This window comes from Nocardioides sp. Z50_6, from assembly GCF_058215755.1.
The window spans coordinates 111,126-128,786 of record NZ_JBZAJB010000005.1 but is presented as its reverse complement, the minus strand read 5'-3'; the positions used below and the strand labels follow the sequence as shown (position 1 = coordinate 128,786).

At 73.2% G+C, this 17,661-nt stretch carries 23 protein-coding genes; 8 read left to right on the top strand and 15 right to left on the bottom strand.

What is annotated here, in order from left to right:
- Position 1: 1 nt before the first annotated feature.
- Entirely contained in the window at positions 2-1,243 is a 1,242-nt protein-coding gene (gene cobA / locus AC4BGE_RS13370) for a uroporphyrinogen-III C-methyltransferase (protein ID WP_490575604.1), read from the bottom strand.
- Between the two features lie 51 nt (positions 1,244-1,294).
- Between cobA and AC4BGE_RS13365 the strand changes: the two genes are divergently transcribed.
- Positions 1,295-1,816 carry a YbhB/YbcL family Raf kinase inhibitor-like protein gene (locus AC4BGE_RS13365; RefSeq protein WP_490571389.1) on the top strand — a complete coding sequence of 174 codons (522 nt, stop codon included), beginning with the start codon at positions 1,295-1,297 and terminating at the stop codon, positions 1,814-1,816.
- A 36-nt stretch (positions 1,817-1,852) separates the two neighbouring features.
- On the opposite strand, the gene AC4BGE_RS13360 is transcribed toward AC4BGE_RS13365, so the two are convergent.
- From AC4BGE_RS13360 to AC4BGE_RS13345, 4 genes are read right to left on the bottom strand one after another with little or no spacing between them, the layout of a single operon-like run.
- The gene (locus AC4BGE_RS13360; RefSeq protein ID WP_490571390.1) at positions 1,853-2,158 is read right to left on the bottom strand and encodes a transcriptional regulator; all 306 of its coding nucleotides are present in this window, start codon (positions 2,156-2,158) and stop codon (positions 1,853-1,855) included.
- Positions 2,155-2,646, bottom strand: a complete 492-nt coding sequence (locus tag AC4BGE_RS13355; RefSeq protein ID WP_490575603.1) for a hypothetical protein — start codon at positions 2,644-2,646, stop codon at positions 2,155-2,157. The genes AC4BGE_RS13360 and AC4BGE_RS13355 overlap by 4 nt, the downstream gene beginning before the upstream one ends.
- A 45-nt stretch (positions 2,647-2,691) precedes the next feature.
- Complete coding sequence (locus AC4BGE_RS13350; protein ID WP_490575602.1) at positions 2,692-3,369, bottom strand: FMN reductase; 678 nt, start codon at positions 3,367-3,369, stop codon at positions 2,692-2,694.
- The gene (locus AC4BGE_RS13345; RefSeq protein ID WP_490575601.1) at positions 3,366-4,517 is read right to left on the bottom strand and encodes an LLM class flavin-dependent oxidoreductase; all 1,152 of its coding nucleotides are present in this window, start codon (positions 4,515-4,517) and stop codon (positions 3,366-3,368) included. The genes AC4BGE_RS13350 and AC4BGE_RS13345 overlap by 4 nt, the downstream gene beginning before the upstream one ends.
- A 133-nt stretch (positions 4,518-4,650) precedes the next feature.
- Between AC4BGE_RS13345 and AC4BGE_RS13340 the strand changes: the two genes are divergently transcribed.
- On the top strand, positions 4,651-5,631 hold the full coding sequence (locus tag AC4BGE_RS13340; RefSeq protein WP_490575600.1) for an alpha/beta hydrolase: 981 nt from the start codon (positions 4,651-4,653) through the stop codon (positions 5,629-5,631).
- A 41-nt stretch (positions 5,632-5,672) separates the two neighbouring features.
- On the opposite strand, the gene AC4BGE_RS13335 is transcribed toward AC4BGE_RS13340, so the two are convergent.
- From AC4BGE_RS13335 to AC4BGE_RS13325, 3 genes are read right to left on the bottom strand one after another with little or no spacing between them, the layout of a single operon-like run.
- Complete coding sequence (locus AC4BGE_RS13335) at positions 5,673-6,437, bottom strand: sulfite exporter TauE/SafE family protein (RefSeq protein WP_490575599.1); 765 nt, start codon at positions 6,435-6,437, stop codon at positions 5,673-5,675.
- The gene (locus AC4BGE_RS13330; protein ID WP_490575598.1) at positions 6,434-7,558 is read right to left on the bottom strand and encodes an SPFH domain-containing protein; all 1,125 of its coding nucleotides are present in this window, start codon (positions 7,556-7,558) and stop codon (positions 6,434-6,436) included. Before AC4BGE_RS13330 ends, AC4BGE_RS13335 begins: the two co-directional genes overlap by 4 nt.
- 36 nt (positions 7,559-7,594) lie before the next feature.
- Positions 7,595-8,056 carry an NfeD family protein gene (locus AC4BGE_RS13325; RefSeq protein ID WP_490575597.1) on the bottom strand — a complete coding sequence of 154 codons (462 nt, stop codon included), beginning with the start codon at positions 8,054-8,056 and terminating at the stop codon, positions 7,595-7,597.
- A 103-nt stretch (positions 8,057-8,159) separates the two neighbouring features.
- Between AC4BGE_RS13325 and AC4BGE_RS13320 the strand changes: the two genes are divergently transcribed.
- A complete protein-coding gene (locus tag AC4BGE_RS13320) occupies positions 8,160-9,092 on the top strand; it encodes a Gmad2 immunoglobulin-like domain-containing protein (protein ID WP_490575596.1) in 933 nt (310 codons plus the stop codon).
- Between the two features lie 19 nt (positions 9,093-9,111).
- On the opposite strand, the gene AC4BGE_RS13315 is transcribed toward AC4BGE_RS13320, so the two are convergent.
- Positions 9,112-9,912, bottom strand: coding sequence for an ABC transporter ATP-binding protein (locus tag AC4BGE_RS13315; RefSeq protein ID WP_490575595.1), 801 nt, complete (start codon positions 9,910-9,912; stop codon positions 9,112-9,114).
- 52 nt (positions 9,913-9,964) lie between these two features.
- Here AC4BGE_RS13315 and AC4BGE_RS13310 point away from each other — a divergent pair, with 52 nt between their 5' ends.
- Positions 9,965-10,678: an Rv1486c family protein gene (locus tag AC4BGE_RS13310; RefSeq protein ID WP_490575594.1), complete on the top strand. Its 714-nt coding sequence runs from the start codon at positions 9,965-9,967 to the stop codon at positions 10,676-10,678.
- A gap of 47 nt (positions 10,679-10,725) precedes the next feature.
- The gene (gene serB / locus AC4BGE_RS13305) at positions 10,726-11,940 is read left to right on the top strand and encodes a phosphoserine phosphatase SerB (protein ID WP_490575593.1); all 1,215 of its coding nucleotides are present in this window, start codon (positions 10,726-10,728) and stop codon (positions 11,938-11,940) included.
- Between the two features lie 19 nt (positions 11,941-11,959).
- Here the strand turns inward: serB and AC4BGE_RS13300 are convergent, their stop codons facing one another.
- From AC4BGE_RS13300 to AC4BGE_RS13280, 5 genes are all read right to left on the bottom strand, one after another.
- Positions 11,960-12,760, bottom strand: coding sequence for a putative protein N(5)-glutamine methyltransferase (locus AC4BGE_RS13300; RefSeq protein WP_490575592.1), 801 nt, complete (start codon positions 12,758-12,760; stop codon positions 11,960-11,962).
- The gene (locus AC4BGE_RS13295) at positions 12,744-13,259 is read right to left on the bottom strand and encodes a SixA phosphatase family protein (RefSeq protein ID WP_490575591.1); all 516 of its coding nucleotides are present in this window, start codon (positions 13,257-13,259) and stop codon (positions 12,744-12,746) included. The genes AC4BGE_RS13300 and AC4BGE_RS13295 overlap by 17 nt, the downstream gene beginning before the upstream one ends.
- 76 nt (positions 13,260-13,335) lie before the next feature.
- Positions 13,336-14,106 (bottom strand): enoyl-ACP reductase FabI, encoded by a 771-nt coding sequence (gene fabI, locus AC4BGE_RS13290; RefSeq protein ID WP_490571404.1) that lies wholly within the window; start codon positions 14,104-14,106, stop codon positions 13,336-13,338.
- A gap of 79 nt (positions 14,107-14,185) precedes the next feature.
- Positions 14,186-14,908, bottom strand: coding sequence for a beta-ketoacyl-ACP reductase (locus AC4BGE_RS13285; protein WP_490571405.1), 723 nt, complete (start codon positions 14,906-14,908; stop codon positions 14,186-14,188).
- Positions 14,909-14,962: 54 nt separating this feature from the next.
- Positions 14,963-15,175, bottom strand: coding sequence for a dodecin (locus tag AC4BGE_RS13280; protein WP_490571406.1), 213 nt, complete (start codon positions 15,173-15,175; stop codon positions 14,963-14,965).
- A gap of 83 nt (positions 15,176-15,258) precedes the next feature.
- Between AC4BGE_RS13280 and AC4BGE_RS13275 the strand changes: the two genes are divergently transcribed.
- Together AC4BGE_RS13275 and AC4BGE_RS13270 are read left to right on the top strand one after the other, a co-directional pair.
- Positions 15,259-15,594, top strand: a complete 336-nt coding sequence (locus AC4BGE_RS13275) for a DUF3099 domain-containing protein (RefSeq protein WP_490575590.1) — start codon at positions 15,259-15,261, stop codon at positions 15,592-15,594.
- Positions 15,591-15,800, top strand: a complete 210-nt coding sequence (locus tag AC4BGE_RS13270) for an acetone carboxylase (protein ID WP_490571408.1) — start codon at positions 15,591-15,593, stop codon at positions 15,798-15,800. Before AC4BGE_RS13275 ends, AC4BGE_RS13270 begins: the two co-directional genes overlap by 4 nt.
- Here the strand turns inward: AC4BGE_RS13270 and moaA are convergent, their stop codons facing one another.
- On the bottom strand, positions 15,801-16,793 hold the full coding sequence (gene moaA, locus AC4BGE_RS13265) for a GTP 3',8-cyclase MoaA (protein ID WP_490571409.1): 993 nt from the start codon (positions 16,791-16,793) through the stop codon (positions 15,801-15,803).
- A gap of 56 nt (positions 16,794-16,849) precedes the next feature.
- On the opposite strand from moaA, the gene AC4BGE_RS13260 reads away from it, so the two are divergent.
- Complete coding sequence (locus AC4BGE_RS13260; RefSeq protein WP_490575589.1) at positions 16,850-17,653, top strand: SURF1 family cytochrome oxidase biogenesis protein; 804 nt, start codon at positions 16,850-16,852, stop codon at positions 17,651-17,653.
- The last annotated feature ends 8 nt before the right edge of the window (positions 17,654-17,661 follow it).

Below are 17,661 nucleotides of genomic sequence, written 5' to 3'. Positions count from 1 at the left end.
ACTACTCTGCCGTGCGGCTCACCGGGGCCGGGAAGCGGTCGGGGTGTGCGACCGCGACCACGTCTCCCACCACGATGATCGCGGGCGGGCGGACGCTGTGGGAGGCCAGGTCGGCGGCCAGGTTCTCCAGCGTGCTGAGCACGGTCCGCTCCGCCGGCATGGTGCCCTCGACGACCACCGCGACCGGGGTGGCGGCCGGCCGGCCGCCGGCGACCAGGGCGTCGGCGATGGCGCCGGCGTTCTCCACCGCCATCAGCAGCACCACCGTGCCACGCAGCCTTCCCAGCGCGGACCACTCCACGAGCGACTCGGGATGGCCGGGGGGCAGATGACCGCTGACCACCGTGAACTCGTGGGCCACCCCGCGGTGCGTCACCGGGATCTGGGAGACCCCGGGCACGGTCACCGAGGAGGAGAGCCCCGGGATCACCGTGACCGGGACGCCGGCCTCCCGGCAGGCAAGGACCTCCTCGAAACCGCGGCCGAAGACGAAGCTGTCCCCGCCCTTGAAGCGGACGACGCGCTTGCCCTCGCGGGCGCGGTCGACCAGCAGCTCGTTGATCTGCTCCTGCCTGGCGCTGCGCCCGCGCGGCAGCTTGGCCACGTCGACCAGCTCGACGTGCGAGCCCAGCTCGTCGAGCAGGGCACGGGGTGCCAGGCGGTCCGCCACCACGACGTCGGCGGAGGCGAGGGCGTGACGCGCTGCGATCGTGACCAGCTCGGGGTCGCCCGGGCCACCGCCGACCAGCACCACGCCCGGGGAGCGGTCCAGGGCGCCGGAGGTGTTGAGCCGGCCGTCGCGGAGCGCGTTGACGATGTCGTCACGCAGCGCCGCGGACTGACGGGGCTCCCGGTTGCCGAGCACGGCGACCGTGACGCTGCCGTGCCGGCCGGTGGCGGGGGTCCAGGCGGTCGCCGCGGCGGCGTCGTCGCTGCGCACGCAGAAGATCCGGCGCTCCTCCGCGGCGGCGGAGACCTCCTCGTTGGCGAGCGGGTCGTTGGTGGCGGCCACGACGTACCAGGCCCCGTCGAGGTCGGATGGCCGGAACCGGCGCAGCTCCAGGGTGAGCTCGCCCGCCATGCCCTCGATCGCCGGCGTGACCTGCGGCGACACCACGGTGACCAGGGCTCCGGCGCCGAGCAGGGACGGCACGCGGCGCTGGGCGACGTGACCGCCGCCCACGACGACGACCTTCCGGCGTGCGAGGCGGAGTCCGGCGGGATACGGGGGGAAGTCGTTCACTGCACCATTGTCACCGTGTAGAAGTGACCGTCTCCGGTTACAGTCCGAGGCATGAGCATCGAGCGACCGATCGCCCCGAACCCGTATGAGTACCTGCCCCCGGTGCCGTCCTTCACCGTGACCAGCACCGACGTGACGGACGGAGAGCCCCTGCGCGACGACCAGGTGGCGCACCTGGGCAACACCTCACCGCAGCTGGCCTGGGAAGGCGCCCCCGAGGGCACCCGCTCCTACGTGGTGACCTGTTTCGACCCGGATGCGCCGACGCCGTCGGGCTTCTGGCACTGGGCCCTGGTCGACATCCCGGCCGACGTCACCTCTCTGGAGACCGGCGCAGCCGGCGGGGTGCTGCCCGGCCAGTCGTTCCAGCTGCGCAACGACGGCGGCGAGGTCGGGTTCATGGGGGCCGCCCCGCCCGAGGGCGACCACCCGCACCGCTACTTCTTCGTGGTGCACGCCGTGGGCGAGGAGTCGCTGGGCATCGACGCCGACGCCTCGCCCGCGGTGATGAGCTTCAACCTCGCCTTCAAGAGCCTCGGGCGGGCGATCATCCACGGGACCTACCAGCGCTGACCGGCACGGCGCGCCGGAGGCCGATGGAACCGGCGCTCAGCTCGAGGCCGCCATCGCGGCGATTCGACGGAGCTCCGCGAGGTGTCCGTCCAGCGCGGCACGCCCCTCCGCGGTGAGGGTGAACCACGTGCGGCTCCGCGACCCGCTGGGCACCTTCGAGACCCGTACGTAGCCCGCGGCGGCCAGGACCTTCACGTGCTTGCTGAGGACCGACTCGCTCACGTCCAGAGCCTCTCGGACGACGGAGAACTCCAGCGACTCCACCGCAGCGAGCATCGCGCAGATCTGCAGGCGGTTCGGGGCGTGGACCACCTCGTCGAAGACCGGCTTCACGTGTGTCACGCGGCCCCTTCGCCGCCGGCACGGACACGCCGTCGCAGCAGGTGGTCGATCTGACGCTCCCGCACGAGCGTGGCCGCGAACCCGCCGGCCCCGGAACCCAGCAGGGCCCACGGGACACCGGCGAAGGCCTGGAGCGCGAACCCGAGCACGAACAGCGTGAAGACGACGGCGTACCAGGGGCCCATGCCTTCGGCGTAGCGCTCGACCGACACCCCTGTCGCACGCCGCAACGCCCACAGCAGCACCAGGGGTGCGACGATCGCCCCGAGCACGACGAGCAACGTCGAGGCGGACTCGGCGCCGCCGCCGGCCCCCGGGCGACCCACGACCAGACCGGGGCCGACGAAGAGCGCCGCCGTGCACGAGGCGGCGCCCAGGCGGTACCACCACGGGGTGGTCACCCGCTCGGCGAGGCGGCCACGCGCGGTGGTGAGGCCCCGCAGCGCGACCTGGGCGTCGGACGGGGTGGGCCGTGCGTCACTTTCCATGGCGGAAACCATATTCGTCACTTTCCACCATGGCAAGCGGCTGGCTCACACCGAGCCGAGCAACTCCTCGAACGGCGTCGGCTCCGCGAACCGCTCCTCCAGGGTGCGCGCGCGACGGTGGACGACCGGTACCGCTGCGTCCCCGGCGCCCTCGGCGTCCGCGCCGGGGAGAGTCCTCCCCTGGACGGCCCCCAGCAGGGAGGCCAGCTCGCCTGCGGCACGCTCGATCCGGCCTGCCAGCTGCCCTCCCGCACGGTCGCCGAAGTCCTCGGTCGCGGCGAAGACCGCCGTCGGGACCGGCACCGCCCGCAGGTAGGAGAAGAGCGGACGGACGGCGTGCTCGAGCACCAGCGAGTGGCGCGCGGTGCCCGCGGTGGCACCCATCAGCACCGGCATCCCGGTGAGCATCCCGGGCTCCAGCACGTCGAAGAAGGACTTGAAGAGGCCGGCATAGGAGGCGGAGAAGACCGGGGTGACCGCGATCAGCGCGTCCGATCCCCGGACCTTCTCGATCGCCTCTGCCAGCGGCCCCGTCGCGAACCCGGTGAGCAGGTTGTCGGCGAGCGGGTGCGCCAGGTCGCGCAGCTCCACGACCTCGACCTCGGCCCCGACACCCGCCGCCGCCAGGGCCCGCGTCGTGGCCTCCGAGAGGCGGTCGGCCAGCAACCGGGTGCTGGAGGGGACGGAGAGCCCCGCGGTGACCACCGTGATCCGGCGCGTCATGAGCGCACCGCCGTCACGCTCGGGGAGCGGCCCGTGACGTCGTCCGCGGCCGCGGGCACGGTGGAGTCCCGGCCACCGCCCGCCGCCTGCACGCGGGAGGCGTGGGTGGGAGCGTCCGGCACGTGGTCCGGCTTCAGGGCCGCGAACTCCTTGCGAAGCACCGGCACGACCTCCTCGCCGAGCAGGTCGAGCTGCTCGAGCACCGTCTTCAGCGGCAGGCCGGCGTGGTCCATCAGCCACAGCTGACGCTGGTAGTCGCCGACGTACTCTCGGGCGCCCAGGGTCCGCTCGATCACCTCCTGGGGAGATCCGACGGTCAGCGGGGTCTGGCGCGTGAACTCCTCCAGCGACGGACCGTGGCCGTAGACAGGCGCGTTGTCGAAGTAGGGGCGGAACTCGCGGACCGCGTCCTGGCTGTTCTTCCGCATGAAGACCTGCCCACCCAGGCCCACGATCGCCTGGTCGGCCGCCCCGTGACCGTAGTGCTCGAAGCGCCGGCGGTAGAGCCGGACCATCTGCTCGGTGTGCGACGCCGGCCAGAAGATGTGGTTGTGGAAGAAGCCGTCGCCGTAGTAGGCGGCCTGCTCGGCGATCTCGGGGCTGCGGATGGAGCCGTGCCAGACGAAGGGCGCGACGCCGTCGAGCGGACGGGGCGTGGAGGTGAAGCCCTGGAGGGGCGTGCGGTGCTTGCCCTCCCAGCTCACCACGTCCTCGTGCCAGAGCCGGCGCAGGAGGGCGTAGTTCTCGACGGCGAGCTCGATGCCGTCCCGGATGTCCTTGCCGAACCAGGGGTACACGGGTCCGGTGTTGCCCCGGCCCAGCATCAGGTCCATCCGACCGTCGGCCAGGTGCTGGAGCTGGGCGTAGTCCTCCGCGATCCGCACCGGGTCGGTGGTGGTGATCAGCGTGGTGGAGGTGGAGAGGATGAGCCGCTCGGTCAGCGCGGCCACGTAGGCCATGGTGGTGGTCGGCGAGGAGGCGGCGAAGGGCGGGTTGTGGTGCTGGCCGAAGGCCATCACGTCCAGCCCGACCTCCTCGGCCTTGCGGGCGATGGCCACCGTGGCCTTGATCCGCTCGTGCTCGCTGGGGGTGCGCCCCGTGGTCGGGTCTGTGGTCACGTCGCCGACGGTGAAGATGCCGAACTGCATCGCTGCTCCCTTAGTTGAACTTCGAACTAGATCGCACAACAGGGGCACCTGCCGGTTTGTTCCGCAGGCGCCGAGATCGACTGCTCCCCCGGGTCCGCACACGTCCCGGCGCTCCGGGTGGGAGACTCCCGCCATGCCCGTCGTCCCCCCTGGCCCCGCCGTCGACATCCTCGGCCACCCCTACGAGGTCGAGACCCTGGAGCTCGGCCACGACGACGAGGGTCCGGTGGTGGCCACGCTGGTCAAGCGCCCCACCCACGGCCCCACCAACTGCGCGGTGCTGCACCTGCACGGCTTCGCCGACTACTTCTTCCAGACCGAGTACGCCGAGTGGTGGACCGAGCGCGGCTACACCTTCTACGCCCTCGACCTGCGCAAGTACGGCCGCTCCCTGCTCGGGCACCAGACGCCCAACTACGTCAGCGACCTGTCGGAGTACTTCGCGGAGATCGACGAGGCGTTCCGCCGGATCACCGAGCGGGACGGCCACGCCGCGGTGGTCGGCTCCGCCCACTCCACGGGCGGTCTCACGCTCCCCCTGTGGGCTCACGACCGCCGCCCCGGGCTGGCCGGGATGGTGCTCAACTCACCGTGGCTCGACCTGCAGGGTCCCTGGTGGCTCCGCACCCTCGGCACCGAGGTGGTCCGCCGGCTGGGCGAGGTCGTCCCCCGGGTGGTCGTGCCGCGGACGGTGAGCGGCCTCTACGCCCGGTCGCTGCACCTGGACCACGACGGCGACTGGTCCTTCGAGCTGGCCTGGAAGCCGCTGGAGTCGTGGCCCGTGCGGACCGGCTGGCTGCGCGCCGTCCGGGACGGGCACGCCGCCGTGCACCGTGGCCTGAACGTCGGGTGCCCGGCCCTGGTCCTCTCCTCGACCCGCACCGGCCAGGGCGTGGTGATGGACGAGGAGGTGCACACCACCGACATCGTCCTGGACGTCGAGCAGATCCGGCGGTGGGCGCCCTCCCTGGGCACCCACGTGACCAGCGTGGCCGTGGAGGGAGCCCGCCACGACGTCGTGCTCTCCCGGCCCGGGCCGAGGGCCGAGGTCTACCGGACGCTCGACTCCTGGCTCCGCGCCTGGGTGGAGGAGCCGGTCGACGAGCGGGCCTAGCCCCCTCCTGGGACCACCGCTCCTTCCGGAGCCTCCCGGCCTCAGCGCAGCAGGAAGACGGCCAGCGCGACGAGCCCCACGACGACGATGGTGGCCCGGAGCCACAGGTCGGGCAGCCGCCGGCCGATGCCGGCCCCGACCTGCCCGCCGAGCACCGAGCCGATCGCGATCAGCGCCACCACCTGCCAGTCGACCGGCGCGACCAGCGCGAAGACCAGCCCCGAGACGCCGTTGACCACGGCGCCGAGGATGTTCTTGATCCCGTTGAGGCTCTGCAGCGCCTCGTCCATGCCGATGCCGAGGATGGCCATCAGCAGGACACCTTGGGCGGCCCCGAAGTAGCCGCCGTAGACCCCGGCCAGCGCGATGGCCGGCCACACCCACCACGCGCCGTGGTGGGGCAGTCCGCCGGTGGCTTGGTGCCGGGCCGCCACCCGCCGTGAGATCCGCGGCCCCAGCACGACCAGCACGATGCCCAGCAGCACCAGGGCCGGCACGATCGCCTCGAAGGCCCCTTCGGGGAGGACCAGCAGCAGCAGCGCGCCGAGCACCCCGCCCACCAGCGAGGCCGACGCCAGGCGCAGCACCCGGGCACGCTGGCCCGCCAGCTCGCGGCGGTAGCCCACCGCACCGGAGATCGAGCCCGGCACCAACCCGATCGTGTTCGACACGTTGGCGGTGATCGGGGGGACGCCGAACGCCAGCAGGGTCGGGAACGTGATCAGCGTTCCCGACCCCACCAGCGTGTTGATGGCTCCGGCGCAGACACCGGCGACGGCGACCAGGATCGCCTCGAGGAGCGTCACGTGAGTGGCGGCTCCTGCGCCGGGGCGGACCCGCCGCCGGTGGTACCGGCCCCGGGCGCCGGGGCGGGAACGGCGGAGGCCTCCTGCGCGGCGGCGATCGCCTCCTCCACTGCCCGGCTCGAGGAACCCGAGCCGGTCTCGGTGCTGGAGCGCGGCAGCTGCGGCTCGGTCGGACCCATGTCGACCCGCTTGGTCGGCGTCGCCTCACGCGGGATGCCGGCCATGTCGGTCATCGTGGAGCCCAGGCCCTCCAGGGCCTTGCCGATCTCCGACGGGACGATCCAGACCTTGTTGGCGTCACCCTCGGCGATCTTCGGCATCATCTGCAGGTACTGGTAGGCCAGCAGCGACTGGTCGGGGCGGCCGTCGTGGATGGCCTGGAAGACCGTCTGGATGGCCTGACCCTCACCCTGGGCGCGCAGGATCGCGGCCTCCCGGTCGGCCTGGGCCCGGAGGATCTGGGACTCCCGGTCACCCTCCGCGGAGAGGATAGAGGCCTGCTTGGAGCCCTCGGCGGTGAGGATCGCCGACTGGCGCTCACCCTCGGCGGTGAGGATGGCGGCCCGCTTGTCGCGATCGGCACGCATCTGCTTCTCCATCGAGTCCTTGATGGAGGGCGGCGGGTCGATCCCCTTGATCTCGACCCGGCCGACGCGGATGCCCCAGCGGCCGGTCGCTTCGTCGAGGACGCCGCGCAGCCCGGAGTTGATCTGCTCGCGGCTGGTGAGCGTCTCCTCGAGGTCCATGCCACCGACGATGTTGCGCAGCGTGGTCATGGTCAGCTGCTCGACCGCCTGGATGTAGTTGGCGATCTCGTAGGTCGCCGCGACCGGGTCGGTGACCTGGAAGTAGATGACCGTGTCGATGGAGACGACGAGGTTGTCCTCGGTGATCACCGGCTGCGGCGGGAAGCTGACGACCTGCTCACGCAGGTCGATCAGGTAGCGCACCCGGTCGATGAAGGGCACCACGATGTTGAGGCCAGCGGGCAGCGTCTGCTTGTACTTGCCGAAGCGCTCCACGATGCCGGCACGTGCCTGCGGCACGATGCGCACCGTCTTGGCGAGGACCACGACCACGAAGACGAGCAGCAGTGCGAGCAGGACGAGGAAGAACTCCATCGGCCCTCCGTTCCGGGAGTAGGGATGTGGGGTGTGTCAGGGATCGAGCCGGGCGACCGGGTGGACGAACGCGGTGGCGCCCCTGATCTCGAGCACCTCCACGGTCTCCCCGGCCGGGATGGTCAGGCTCTCGTCGTAGGGCGAGGCGGACCAGATCTCCCCGCCGACCTTGATCCGGCCGACGCGGAGACCCGTGATCTCCTGGGTCACCTCCGCCTGCCGGCCGACGAGCTTGCCGTGTCCGAGCTGGAGCTCGGGCCCGCCGTGGACCCGGGAGACGAGCGAGGGCCGCAGCAGGAGCAGCGCGGCGAGCGAGGTCGCGGCGGCGCCGACGACCTGGAGGGCGAAGGGCAGGTCGAGGACGGCGGCCAGCATGCCGACCAGCGCCCCGGCCGCCAGCATGATGAGGATGAGGTCGAGGCTGAACATCTCGGCGACGCCGAGCAGCACCGCGACCCCGAGCCACGTCTCCCACGCGTGCTCCCGCAACCAGTCCATGCCCCGACCCTATCCCTAGCCCGAGCGGCACGAGTCACCTTCCGGGCGGTCGCTCAGCGGTCACCTCCCCACCGAACGGGTCCGGGGATGGCAGCATCCCCTCATGACGACTGTTCCGCAGCCCTGTCCCGGCCGGTCCCGGGGGACCGCCCGCCTCGCCGTCCTCGCTCTGACCACCGGCCTGCTGCTCGCCGGGTGCGGGGCCGAGGACACCTCCGGGGAGAGGGCCACGGAGTCCGAGTCCCCTGCCCCGGCCCCGGTCTCGCCCACCCCCGCCGAGACGCCCAGCGGCTCCCCCGGCGATGGCGGCCAGACGCCCGACGGGAGCCCGTCGGACTTCGCCGTGTCCTACTTCGTCGTCGACACCCGCGCCGGGCTCCGCCTGGCCGCGGAGTCGCAGCCGGTGGCCGGCGAGGCGGCCGTCTCCGCACTCGAGGCCATGATCGCCGGCCCCCTCGACCCCGACTACGCCACCACCTGGGATCCCGCGACCCGGGTCCTGAGCGCCTCGACGGGAGACGACGGCGTGATCACGGTCGACCTCTCGGCGCAGGCCCGGGAGGCCGACGTCGGTGCCCCCGGCGCCGCGGCCATGGCCCAGCAGCTGGTCTGGACCGCCACCGAGGCCTTGGACCCGGAGGCGTCGGTGCGCCTGCTGATCGACGGCGAGCCGGCCGGGGAGATGTGGGGCTCCGTCGCCTGGGACGAGCCGCTCCCCCGCGACGCCGACGAGGACGTCAGGGCCCCCGTCGCCGTCGCGTCCCCGACCGAGGGAGCCACCGTGGCCTCCCCCGTCTCGGTCAACGGAGAGGCCAGCGCGGTCGAGGCCAACGTCGTGTGGCGGGTGCTCGACGCGCAGGGCAAGGAGGTCGAGGCCGGCTTCACCACCGCGGAGGAGGCGATGACCTTCTCGCCGTTCTACTTCGACGTCCGGCTCGAGCCCGGCACCTACGTGCTGGAGGTCGCCGAGGACGACCCGTCCGGCGGGGAGGGCGGCGAGCCCTACCGGGAGACCAAGACCGTCACGGTCGAGTAGGGCGGCGCCCGGGCCCCGGTCAGAGCATGCGTCGGGCGGCGCGCCGGCGCGCGGCGTACCGGCCGTCCTCGACCTGCAGCATCAGCGGCATGCCGTAGGTCTCCGAGAGCGCCTCGGCGGTCACCACCCGCTCCAGGGGACCCTGGGCCACGACGCGGCCCTCCCGCAGCATCAGCGCGTGGGTGAACCCGGGCGGGATCTCCTCGACGTGGTGGGAGACCAGCACGGTGGCCGGCGAGTCAGGATCCATAGCCACCGAGGAGAGGGTGGAGACCAGGTCCTCCCGGCCCCCCAGGTCGAGGCCGGCCGCGGGCTCGTCGAGGAGCAGCAGCTCGGGGTCGGTCATCAGCGCCCGGGCGATCTGGACGCGCTTGCGCTCGCCCTCGCTCAGGGTGCCGAAGGTGCGCTCGGCCAGGTGGCGCGCCCCCACCTCGTCGAGCAGCATGCCGGCGCGGTCGTGGTCGAGGTCCTCGTAGGCCTCCCGCCACCGCCCCAGGACGCCGTACGACGCCGAGACCACGACGTCGCGCACCCGCTCGTGCCGGGGGATCCGGTCGGCCAGGACGGCGCTGGTGAGGCCGATGCGGGTCCGCAGCTCGAAGACGTCGACGGTGCCCAGCACCTCCTCCAGGATGCCGGCGACCCCCGTGGTCGGGTGCAGCTGGGCGGCCGCGACCTGCAGCAGGGTGGTCTTGCCGGCCCCGTTGGGCCCCAGGACGACCCACCGCTCGTCGTCCTCGACCGACCAGGTGACGCCGTCGAGGAGGGTGGCGCCGCCCCGGCGCACCGAGACGTCGGCGAACTCCAGCACGGCGACCATGCCGCTCACCCTATCCAGAGGGTCTCGGCGCCCGGAGGTAGCCTCGCTACCCGTGAGCACCCCCCTGCCCGAGACCGCCACGTTGGCGTGGTGGGGCACGGCCTGGCTGCGCGGCGAGGCGTCGGCCGACCACCTGCTCGACGCGATGGCCGAGGGCGGCTCGGCCCACAGCGTGCTCGACGGCACCCTGGTCGACCTGCTCGCCTCGCTGCGTCGCGCCGGCGCCACCGGCCTGGGCCTGGCGCTGCCGGTCGACGGCGACCCCCTCGGGCTGGGCGGCCCGGCGGCGTTCAACCTGGCGGCCCTCGAGGCCGGGGAGGCGGTGCTCGCCCCCCAGGCCGGCCTGGGCCTGGTGCCGCACGCCGTCGGCGCGGGCATCACCTGGACGGTGCTGCCGGCCGAGAGGCGGTCGGTGCCCGACGTCGGCGAGGCCGATCGCGGACTGCGCCGCGCCGTCCTGGAGACCGCCCAGGCGCTGGCCGACCTCGACGTGGCGCGCTGGCGCCCCGAGGTGGCGGACGCGATCATGGACCTCCACCACGTCCCCGCCCTGGACCCGCCCCCGGGGGTGCCACCCCGTTGCGCCGACCTCGCCGCCAGGGGGTTGCAGTGCTCGGCGATCGTCGAGCTCGCGGCCGAGGACCACGGCGCCTCGGTGAGCGCGGCCGAGATGGTCCGCCGGGCGACCGCCCTGGAACCGCTCGAGCGCGCGGCTCGTCGTGCCCTCGTCGCAGCCTGCTCCCCGGAGGTCTGGCCCGAGGATTGATCCCGCCAGCCCTCGCGGGCGCGCGGCGCAGTAGCCTCGGCACTGCCATGGACCAGGACGCCCCGAAGACCCTGCTCATCACCCTCACCGGCAAGGACCGGCCCGGCGTGACCGCGGCCGTCTTCTCCAGTCTCGCCCACGCCGGGGTCGAGGTGCTCGACGTCGAGCAGATCGTGCTGCGGCGTCGGCTGGTGCTCGGCCTCCTCGTCTCCGCGCCCCACGACTGGCGCCGGGTCAGCGAGCAGGTGCACCGCCTCGGAGAGGAGCTCGACGTCCAGGTGGAGGTGGAGAGGGGCACCGGCGACAACCGGGGGCGCGCCGCCGGCCGTAGCCACGTCACGGTGATCGGGTCGCCGCTGCGCGCGGCGGCGATGGCCGCGATCGCCGGCAGGATCGCCGACAGCGGCGCCAACATCGACCGCATCGAGCGGATGGCCCGCTATCCCGTCACCGCGATCGACCTGCACGTCTCGGGCGTCTCGCCCGAGCGGCTGCGCAGCCTGCTGGCCATCGAGGCTGCCAACCAGGGGGTCGACGTGGCCGTACAGCCCGCCAACCTGCTGCGCCGCAGCATGCGTCTGATCGTGATGGACGTCGACTCCACGCTCGTGCAGGGCGAGGTGATCGAGATGCTGGCCGCCCACGCCGGGGTGGAGCAGGAGGTCGCTCGGGTCACCGAGTCGGCGATGCGCGGCGAGATCGACTTCGCCGAGTCGCTGCACCACCGGGTTGCCCTGCTCGAGGGCCTGCCCGCCAGCGCCCTGGACGACGTCTACCGCGACCTGGTGCTGGCGCCGGGCGCCCGCACGATGGTGCGCACCCTGCGGCGACTCGGGTACCGCTTCGCGATCGTCTCCGGCGGGTTCAGCCAGATCACCGACCGGCTCGCCGCGGACCTCGGCATCGACTTCGCCCGCGCCAACGAGCTCGAGATCGTCGACGGCCTCCTGACCGGCCGGATCGTCGGCCCCGTGGTCGACCGGGCGGGCAAGGCCACCGCGCTGCGCGAGTTCGCCGCGTCCTGCGGGGTGCCGCGAGGGGCGGTGATCGCGATCGGGGACGGCGCCAACGACCTCGACATGCTCAACGAGGCCGGGCTCGGCATCGCCTACAACGCCAAGCCCGTGGTCCGCGACGCCGCGGACACCTCCGTCAACGTGCCCTACCTCGACGCCATCGTCTACCTGCTCGGCATCTCGCGCGAGGAGGTCGAGGCGGCCGACGCGGAGGCCGGGATCGTGACGCCGGCCCCGCCGCTCTGACCCGGCCCGCCCCTACGGGTCACTCCCCCGGGGCCCGCACCCGCCGCCCGAGCACGCAGGTGGCGTCCAGCTCCTCGTCGAGCACGATCTCCGGGACGAACCCTCGCCACAGCATCCGGGCGGCGGTCTGCTCCGCCTCGGACCGGCTCGCCTCCACGATGACCACACCGGTGGGTGAGAGCAGCCCCACGGCCGCGGCCACCACCCGGTCCTGGACCCGGGTCCCGTCGGGTCCGCCGTCGAGGGCGCGGACCGGCTCGTGCAGCCGGGCCTCGGCCGGCATCAGGGCCAGCTGCGAGGTGGGCACGTACGGCGCGTTGGCGACCACCACGTCGACCCGCCCGGCGAGCTCGTCCGGGATGCCCGAGGCGACGTCGCCGAGCGCGACCTGTCCGCCGTAGCGCTCGAGGTTCTCCTTGGCGCAGACGACCGCCCGCTCGTCCACGTCGGAGGCGAGGACCGAGACGTCCGCCCGGCCGGCCGCCACCGCGGTGGAGACCGCGGCCGCCCCGCAGCACAGCTCGACCAGCAGCCCGTGCCGGGGCAGGTTGGCCAGCGCCTGCTCGAGGAGCAGCTGGGTGCGGCGGCGGGGCACGAAGACCCCCGGGTGCACAGCCACCCGCAGGCCGGCGAACTCCGCCCAGCCCAGGATGTGCTCCAGCGGCTCCCCCGCCATCCGGTCCATCACCGCCGTCGCCAGCTCGTCGCCGCTCAGCTGGTCGACGAGCAGGCGCGCCTCCTCCTCGGCGAAGACCGAGCCCGACGAGCGCAGCAGGGCCGCGACCTCGTCGGGCGTGTTCGGGTCAGGAGCGTCCGGCACGGAAACCGACCACGCCGGCGCCGGCCACGTCGAGGGCGGGCCAGGGCCCCTCGACACCGAAGATCGTCGCGGTCGCGGCCGGGTACCCGCGGGCCATCTCCCGGGCGATGTCGGGGGCGGCGGTGCCGTCGGAGAGCACCTGGGCGAGGTAGCCGACGGTGGGGTTGTGGCCCAGGAACAGCAGGGAGCGCACCGCGGCGTCCACCGCGTGGATGAGGTCGAGCGCGGTCTCGGGACCGGCGGCGTAGAGCGAGTCGTCGTAGTCGGGCTCCAGCGACCAGCCCGCCGCCTCGGCCATCGCCGCCCACGTCTCCCGGGTACGGACGGCACCGGAGACCAGCGCGTGGTCGGGGGTGAAGCCCTGCTCGGCCAGCCACCGGCCGGTCCTGGTCGCCTCGGCACGACCGTTGGGCGTCAGCCTCCGCTCGGCGTCGGTCGGCGCGGTGGGCTCCGCGCTCGCGTGCCGCACCAGCACCAGGGTCCTCAGGTCGCTGTTCACGCTGACAGCCTCTCAGCCGGAACCGACGGGCGCCAGGGCCGGTCGGGGCGGTGCGAGGGGCGCGGGCGCGGCAGGGTCACAGGCCCATGGCATGGAAGCCTCCGTCGACGTGCACGATCTCCCCGGTGGTGGCGGGGAAGAAGTCCGAGAGGAGGGCCACCACGGCGCGCGCCGTGGGGGCGGGGTCCGACTCGTCCCAGCCCAGCGGGGCCCGGTCCTTCCACGCCGACTCGAGGTCACCGAAGCCCGGGATCGCCTTGGCGGCCAGGGTCTTGAGGGGGCCGGCGGCGACCAGGTTGCACCTGATCCCCGCCGGGCCCAGGTCACGGGCCAGGTAGCGCGAGGTCGACTCGAGCCCGGCCTTGGCCACGCCCATCCAGTCGTAGGCCGGCCACGCGGTGGAGGCGTCGAAGGTGAGCCCCACCAGCGAGGAGCCGGCGCCCATCAGCGGGCGGCAGGCGACCGCCAGGGACTTCAGCGAGTAGGCCGAGACCTGGACGGCCTGGGCCACGTCCTCCCACGGGCCCTCCAGGAACCGCCCACCCAGCAGGGTCTCGGGGTTGCCGTAGGCGATGGAGTGGACCACCCCGTCCAGCCCGTCCACGTGCTCGCCCACCTGCGCGGCCAGCCCTGCCAGGTGATCGGGGTCGGTGACGTCCAGCTCGAGAACGGGCGGCTCGACGGGCAGGCGCCCGGCGATGCGGCGGGTGATCCCGAGGGCGCGACCGAAGTTGGAGATCAGCACCGTGGCGCCCTGCTCCTGGGCCACCTTGGCCGTCGCGAACCCGATGGAGCTCTCCATCGTCACTCCCGCCACCAGGATCCGCTTGCCGTCCAGGATGCCCATCACGTCCACCTCATGTCTCGCTGCCGACTGTCGCGGCTCTCTTGTCTGCTGTCTGTCGCTGTGCCCTGCGGGAGGGCGCTCAGTGGCCCATGCCGAGGCCGCCGTCGACCGGGATGACCGCACCCGTCACGTAGGCCGCGCCGGGCGAGGCGAGCCAGGTCACCGCGGAGGCGATCTCCTCGGGTGTGGCGTAGCGCCCCAGCGGGACCTGGGCCCGTATCGACTCCCGCTGCTCGTCGGTGAGGGTGGCGGTCATGTCGGTCTCCACGAAGCCCGGGGCGACCACGTTGGTGGTGATCTGGCGGCTGCCGAGCTCGCGGGCCAGGGAACGGGCGAGCCCGACCAGGCCGGCCTTGGACGCCGCGTAGTTGGCCTGGCCGGCGGAGCCAAGCAGCCCCACCACCGAGGAGATCAGCACGATGCGCCCGCGGCGCATCCGGAGCATCCCCTTGGCTGCCCGCTTGGCCACCCGGAAGGATCCGGTCAGGTTGGTCTCCAGGACCGAGGACCAGTCCTCCTCGCTCATCCGCAGCAGCAGGGTGTCAGCGGTGATGCCGGCGTTGGCCACCAGCACCTCGACCGGGCCGTGGGTCTGCTCCACCGTGGCGAACGCCGCCTCCACCGCCGCAGGGTCGGTGATGTCGCACCGGACATCCAGGGCGCCCACCGGCGCACCGCCGCCGCGGGTCGTCACCGCGACCCGGTCGCCGGCGGCGAGGAACGCCTCGGCGACGGCGCGGCCGATGCCGCGGTTTCCGCCGGTGACCAGCACTGACCTGGGTTCGTGGGACTCGGTGCTCACGTGCGACGACGCTAGTGATTACCGAGGGGTACGCGAAAAGTCCCCGGCGAAGGCCTACTCGTCCTCGAGCCGGAAGCCCACCTTGAGGCCGACCTGGAAGTGCTCGACCTGGCCGTCCTTGGCCTGTCCGCGCACCTGGGTCACCTCGAACCAGTCGATGTGCCGCAGCGTCATGCCGGCACGCTCGATGCCGTTGCGGATGGCGTCGTCGATCCCTTCGGGGGAGGTGCCGACGATCTCGGTGACTCGGTAGGTTCGATTCGACATGGACCGACTCTAGCCCTCCGGCAGGCCCTGCCCGGGCCACACGGGCCCGAGCCGACGCACAGGCCCGTCGTAGGATGAACCCCATGGCCTCGCGCAAGGATCTGTCCGGCCAACCCACCCGGATCACCACCGCGGCCGCCAGTCGGGACACCGACATCGCCGCCCGGCAACGCCGCTACCTGATCTCGATGGGCATCAGGGTGGTCTGCTTCCTCGCGGCCGTGGCCGTGGGCCCCGGCTGGCTGCGCTGGGTCCTCGTCGCCGGCGCCGTCCTCCTCCCCTACGTGGCCGTGGTCCTGGCCAACGCCACCGACACCCGCGACGACACCTTCGCCCTGGACGCCGCGGACTCCCAGCGCCAGCTGCCGCCGGCCCCCGGGGCGCGCGGGATCGGCCCCGGCGAGGAGGGCACGCGATGACCGCGCTCGACATCTGCTCGGCCAAGGGCTGCCAGGAGCCGGCGGCGTGGTGCCTGGAGTGGAACAACCCCAAGCTGCACACCCCCGAGCGCCGCAAGACCTGGCTGGCCTGCGAGGGCCACCGGCAGCACCTCGCCGACTTCCTCGGCGCTCGCTCCTTCCTGCGCGACGTGGTGCCGCACCGGCCGGTCGACGCCGCGGACTGATCAGCCGCCGATCGCCGACATCGGCCGGTCGGGCTGGAGGAAGGACGGGTCGTCGATCCCGTGCCCGGGACGCTTGCCGCGCACCGCCGCGACCCACCGCGCCGCGATCTCCTGGTCGTCCGCCCCGCCTCGCAGCGCCTGACGGAGGTCTGACTCCTCACGGGCGAAGAGGCAGTTGCGCACCTGGCCGTCCGCGGTGAGCCGGACCCGGTCGCAGTCGCCGCAGAAGGGCCGGGTGACCGAGGCGATGACGCCGACCGTCCCGGGCCCCCCGTCGACCAGGAACAGCTCGGCGGGGGCACTACCACGCGGCTCGACGGCCGGCCGGAGGTCGAACTCCGCCTCGAGCGCGGCGAGGATCTCCTCGGCGGTGACCATCGCGTCGCGGTGCCAGCCGTGCTGGGCGTCCAGGGGCATCTGCTCGATGAACCGCAGCGCGTAGCCCTGGGCCAGGCACCAGCGCAGCAGCTCGGGCGCCTGGTCGTCGTTGACGCCGCGCAGCAGCACCGCGTTGACCTTGACCGGCGCCAGCCCGGCCGCCTGGGCGGCGGCGAGGCCGGCCAGCACGTCGTGGTGCCGGTCGCGCCGGGTGATCTGGTGGAAGGTCTCCGGCCGCACGGTGTCGAGGCTGACGTTGACCCGGTCCAGGCCCGCCTCGGCGAGGGCGGAGGCCACTCGCTGGAGCCCGAGGCCGTTGCTGGTCAGGGAGGTCTGCACGCCGCCCAGCGCGTGGGTCCGGCGGACGATGTCGACCAGGCCGCGACGGATCAGCGGCTCGCCGCCGGTGAAGCGGACCGACCGGATCCCCAGTCTGCGCACCCCGATGGTGATCAGCCGGACCATCTCGTCGTCGCTCAGCGTCTCCTCCGCCGGCATCCAGTCGAGACCCTCGGCAGGCATGCAGTAGGTGCACCTGAGGTTGCACCGATCCGTCAGCGAGACGCGCAGGTCGGTGGCCACCCGGCCGTGGAGGTCCTGCAGCGCCTGCACCATCTCGCCAGCATAGGGCCCGCCACCTCGCCATTTCGCCTGCCGGATAACCTCGGAGCGTGAATCGTTGGGGCTTTCTGGCCAGCAGACGGTGGGCGTTGTTCTTCCTCGCCGTCCTCGTCCTCTCCTGGTTGGCCTGGCAGCTGGGACAGTGGCAGTTCCACCGCCTCGAGGACCGCCGGGACCGCAACTCCATCATCGAGCGCAACGAGAAGCTGCCGCCCGTCGCCGTGGACGAGGTGCTGCAGGTGGGCGGCAGTCCCGCCGGCAGCGACCAGTGGCGGCTCGTGAAGGCCACCGGCACCTACGCCCCCGAGGACACCGTGATCGTGCGTTACCGCACCCGCGACGGCGCTGCCGGGGTCAACGCGGTGGTGCCCCTGGAGCTGGCCGACGGCACGGCGCTCCTCGTGGACCGCGGGTGGTGGCCGACCGCGAACCGCGGCGAGGTGCCGGACGACCTGCCGGCACCCCCGCCCGGCGAGGTGACGATCACCGGCTGGGTCCGCCAGGACGCGACCGGGGACAGCACCCGGGTGACCGAGCAGCGGACCCGGGCCATCAGCAGCTCGGAGATCGGCGCGGCGCTCGACCGCGAGGTGCTGGGGGGCTTCGTCGCCCTCGACGAGGAGACCCCGTCGCCGGCCGAGCCGCTCCACCCGACCGAGCTGCCGGAGCTCGACGAGGGCCCCCACTTCTTCTACGGCCTGCAGTGGTGGTTCTTCGGCGGACTGGCCGTCTTCGGCTTCTTCTACCTGATGTACGACGAGTGGCGCGACCGTCGACGTCCCTCGCGCGACCCGGGGCCGCCCCCCGCTGAGCGGCAGCCCGACTCCCCCGAGGGCGTGAAGGCCGAGGTCTGACCCCGGTC

What these genes read in the sequence shown, in the direction of transcription:
- AC4BGE_RS13350 (WP_490575602.1), bottom strand. Translation starts at nt 3,369, where the DNA reads ATGACGCGCCGGATCACGGTGGTCACCGCGGGGCTCTCCGTCCCCTCC.
- AC4BGE_RS13325 (WP_490575597.1), bottom strand. Translation starts at nt 8,056, where the DNA reads ATGGACTGGTTGCGGGAGCACGCGTGGGAGACGTGGCTCGGGGTCGCG.
- AC4BGE_RS13320 (WP_490575596.1), top strand. Translation starts at nt 8,160, where the DNA reads ATGACGACTGTTCCGCAGCCCTGTCCCGGCCGGTCCCGGGGGACCGCC.
- AC4BGE_RS13345 (WP_490575601.1), bottom strand. Translation starts at nt 4,517, where the DNA reads ATGCAGTTCGGCATCTTCACCGTCGGCGACGTGACCACAGACCCGACC.
- AC4BGE_RS13340 (WP_490575600.1), top strand. Translation starts at nt 4,651, where the DNA reads ATGCCCGTCGTCCCCCCTGGCCCCGCCGTCGACATCCTCGGCCACCCC.
- fabI (WP_490571404.1), bottom strand. Translation starts at nt 14,106, where the DNA reads ATGGGCATCCTGGACGGCAAGCGGATCCTGGTGGCGGGAGTGACGATG.
- AC4BGE_RS13315 (WP_490575595.1), bottom strand. Translation starts at nt 9,912, where the DNA reads ATGGTCGCCGTGCTGGAGTTCGCCGACGTCTCGGTGCGCCGGGGCGGC.
- serB (WP_490575593.1), top strand. Translation starts at nt 10,726, where the DNA reads ATGGACCAGGACGCCCCGAAGACCCTGCTCATCACCCTCACCGGCAAG.
- moaA (WP_490571409.1), bottom strand. Translation starts at nt 16,793, where the DNA reads ATGGTGCAGGCGCTGCAGGACCTCCACGGCCGGGTGGCCACCGACCTG.
- AC4BGE_RS13280 (WP_490571406.1), bottom strand. Translation starts at nt 15,175, where the DNA reads ATGTCGAATCGAACCTACCGAGTCACCGAGATCGTCGGCACCTCCCCC.
- AC4BGE_RS13365 (WP_490571389.1), top strand. Translation starts at nt 1,295, where the DNA reads ATGAGCATCGAGCGACCGATCGCCCCGAACCCGTATGAGTACCTGCCC.
- AC4BGE_RS13330 (WP_490575598.1), bottom strand. Translation starts at nt 7,558, where the DNA reads ATGGAGTTCTTCCTCGTCCTGCTCGCACTGCTGCTCGTCTTCGTGGTC.
- AC4BGE_RS13275 (WP_490575590.1), top strand. Translation starts at nt 15,259, where the DNA reads ATGGCCTCGCGCAAGGATCTGTCCGGCCAACCCACCCGGATCACCACC.
- AC4BGE_RS13270 (WP_490571408.1), top strand. Translation starts at nt 15,591, where the DNA reads ATGACCGCGCTCGACATCTGCTCGGCCAAGGGCTGCCAGGAGCCGGCG.
- AC4BGE_RS13355 (WP_490575603.1), bottom strand. Translation starts at nt 2,646, where the DNA reads ATGGAAAGTGACGCACGGCCCACCCCGTCCGACGCCCAGGTCGCGCTG.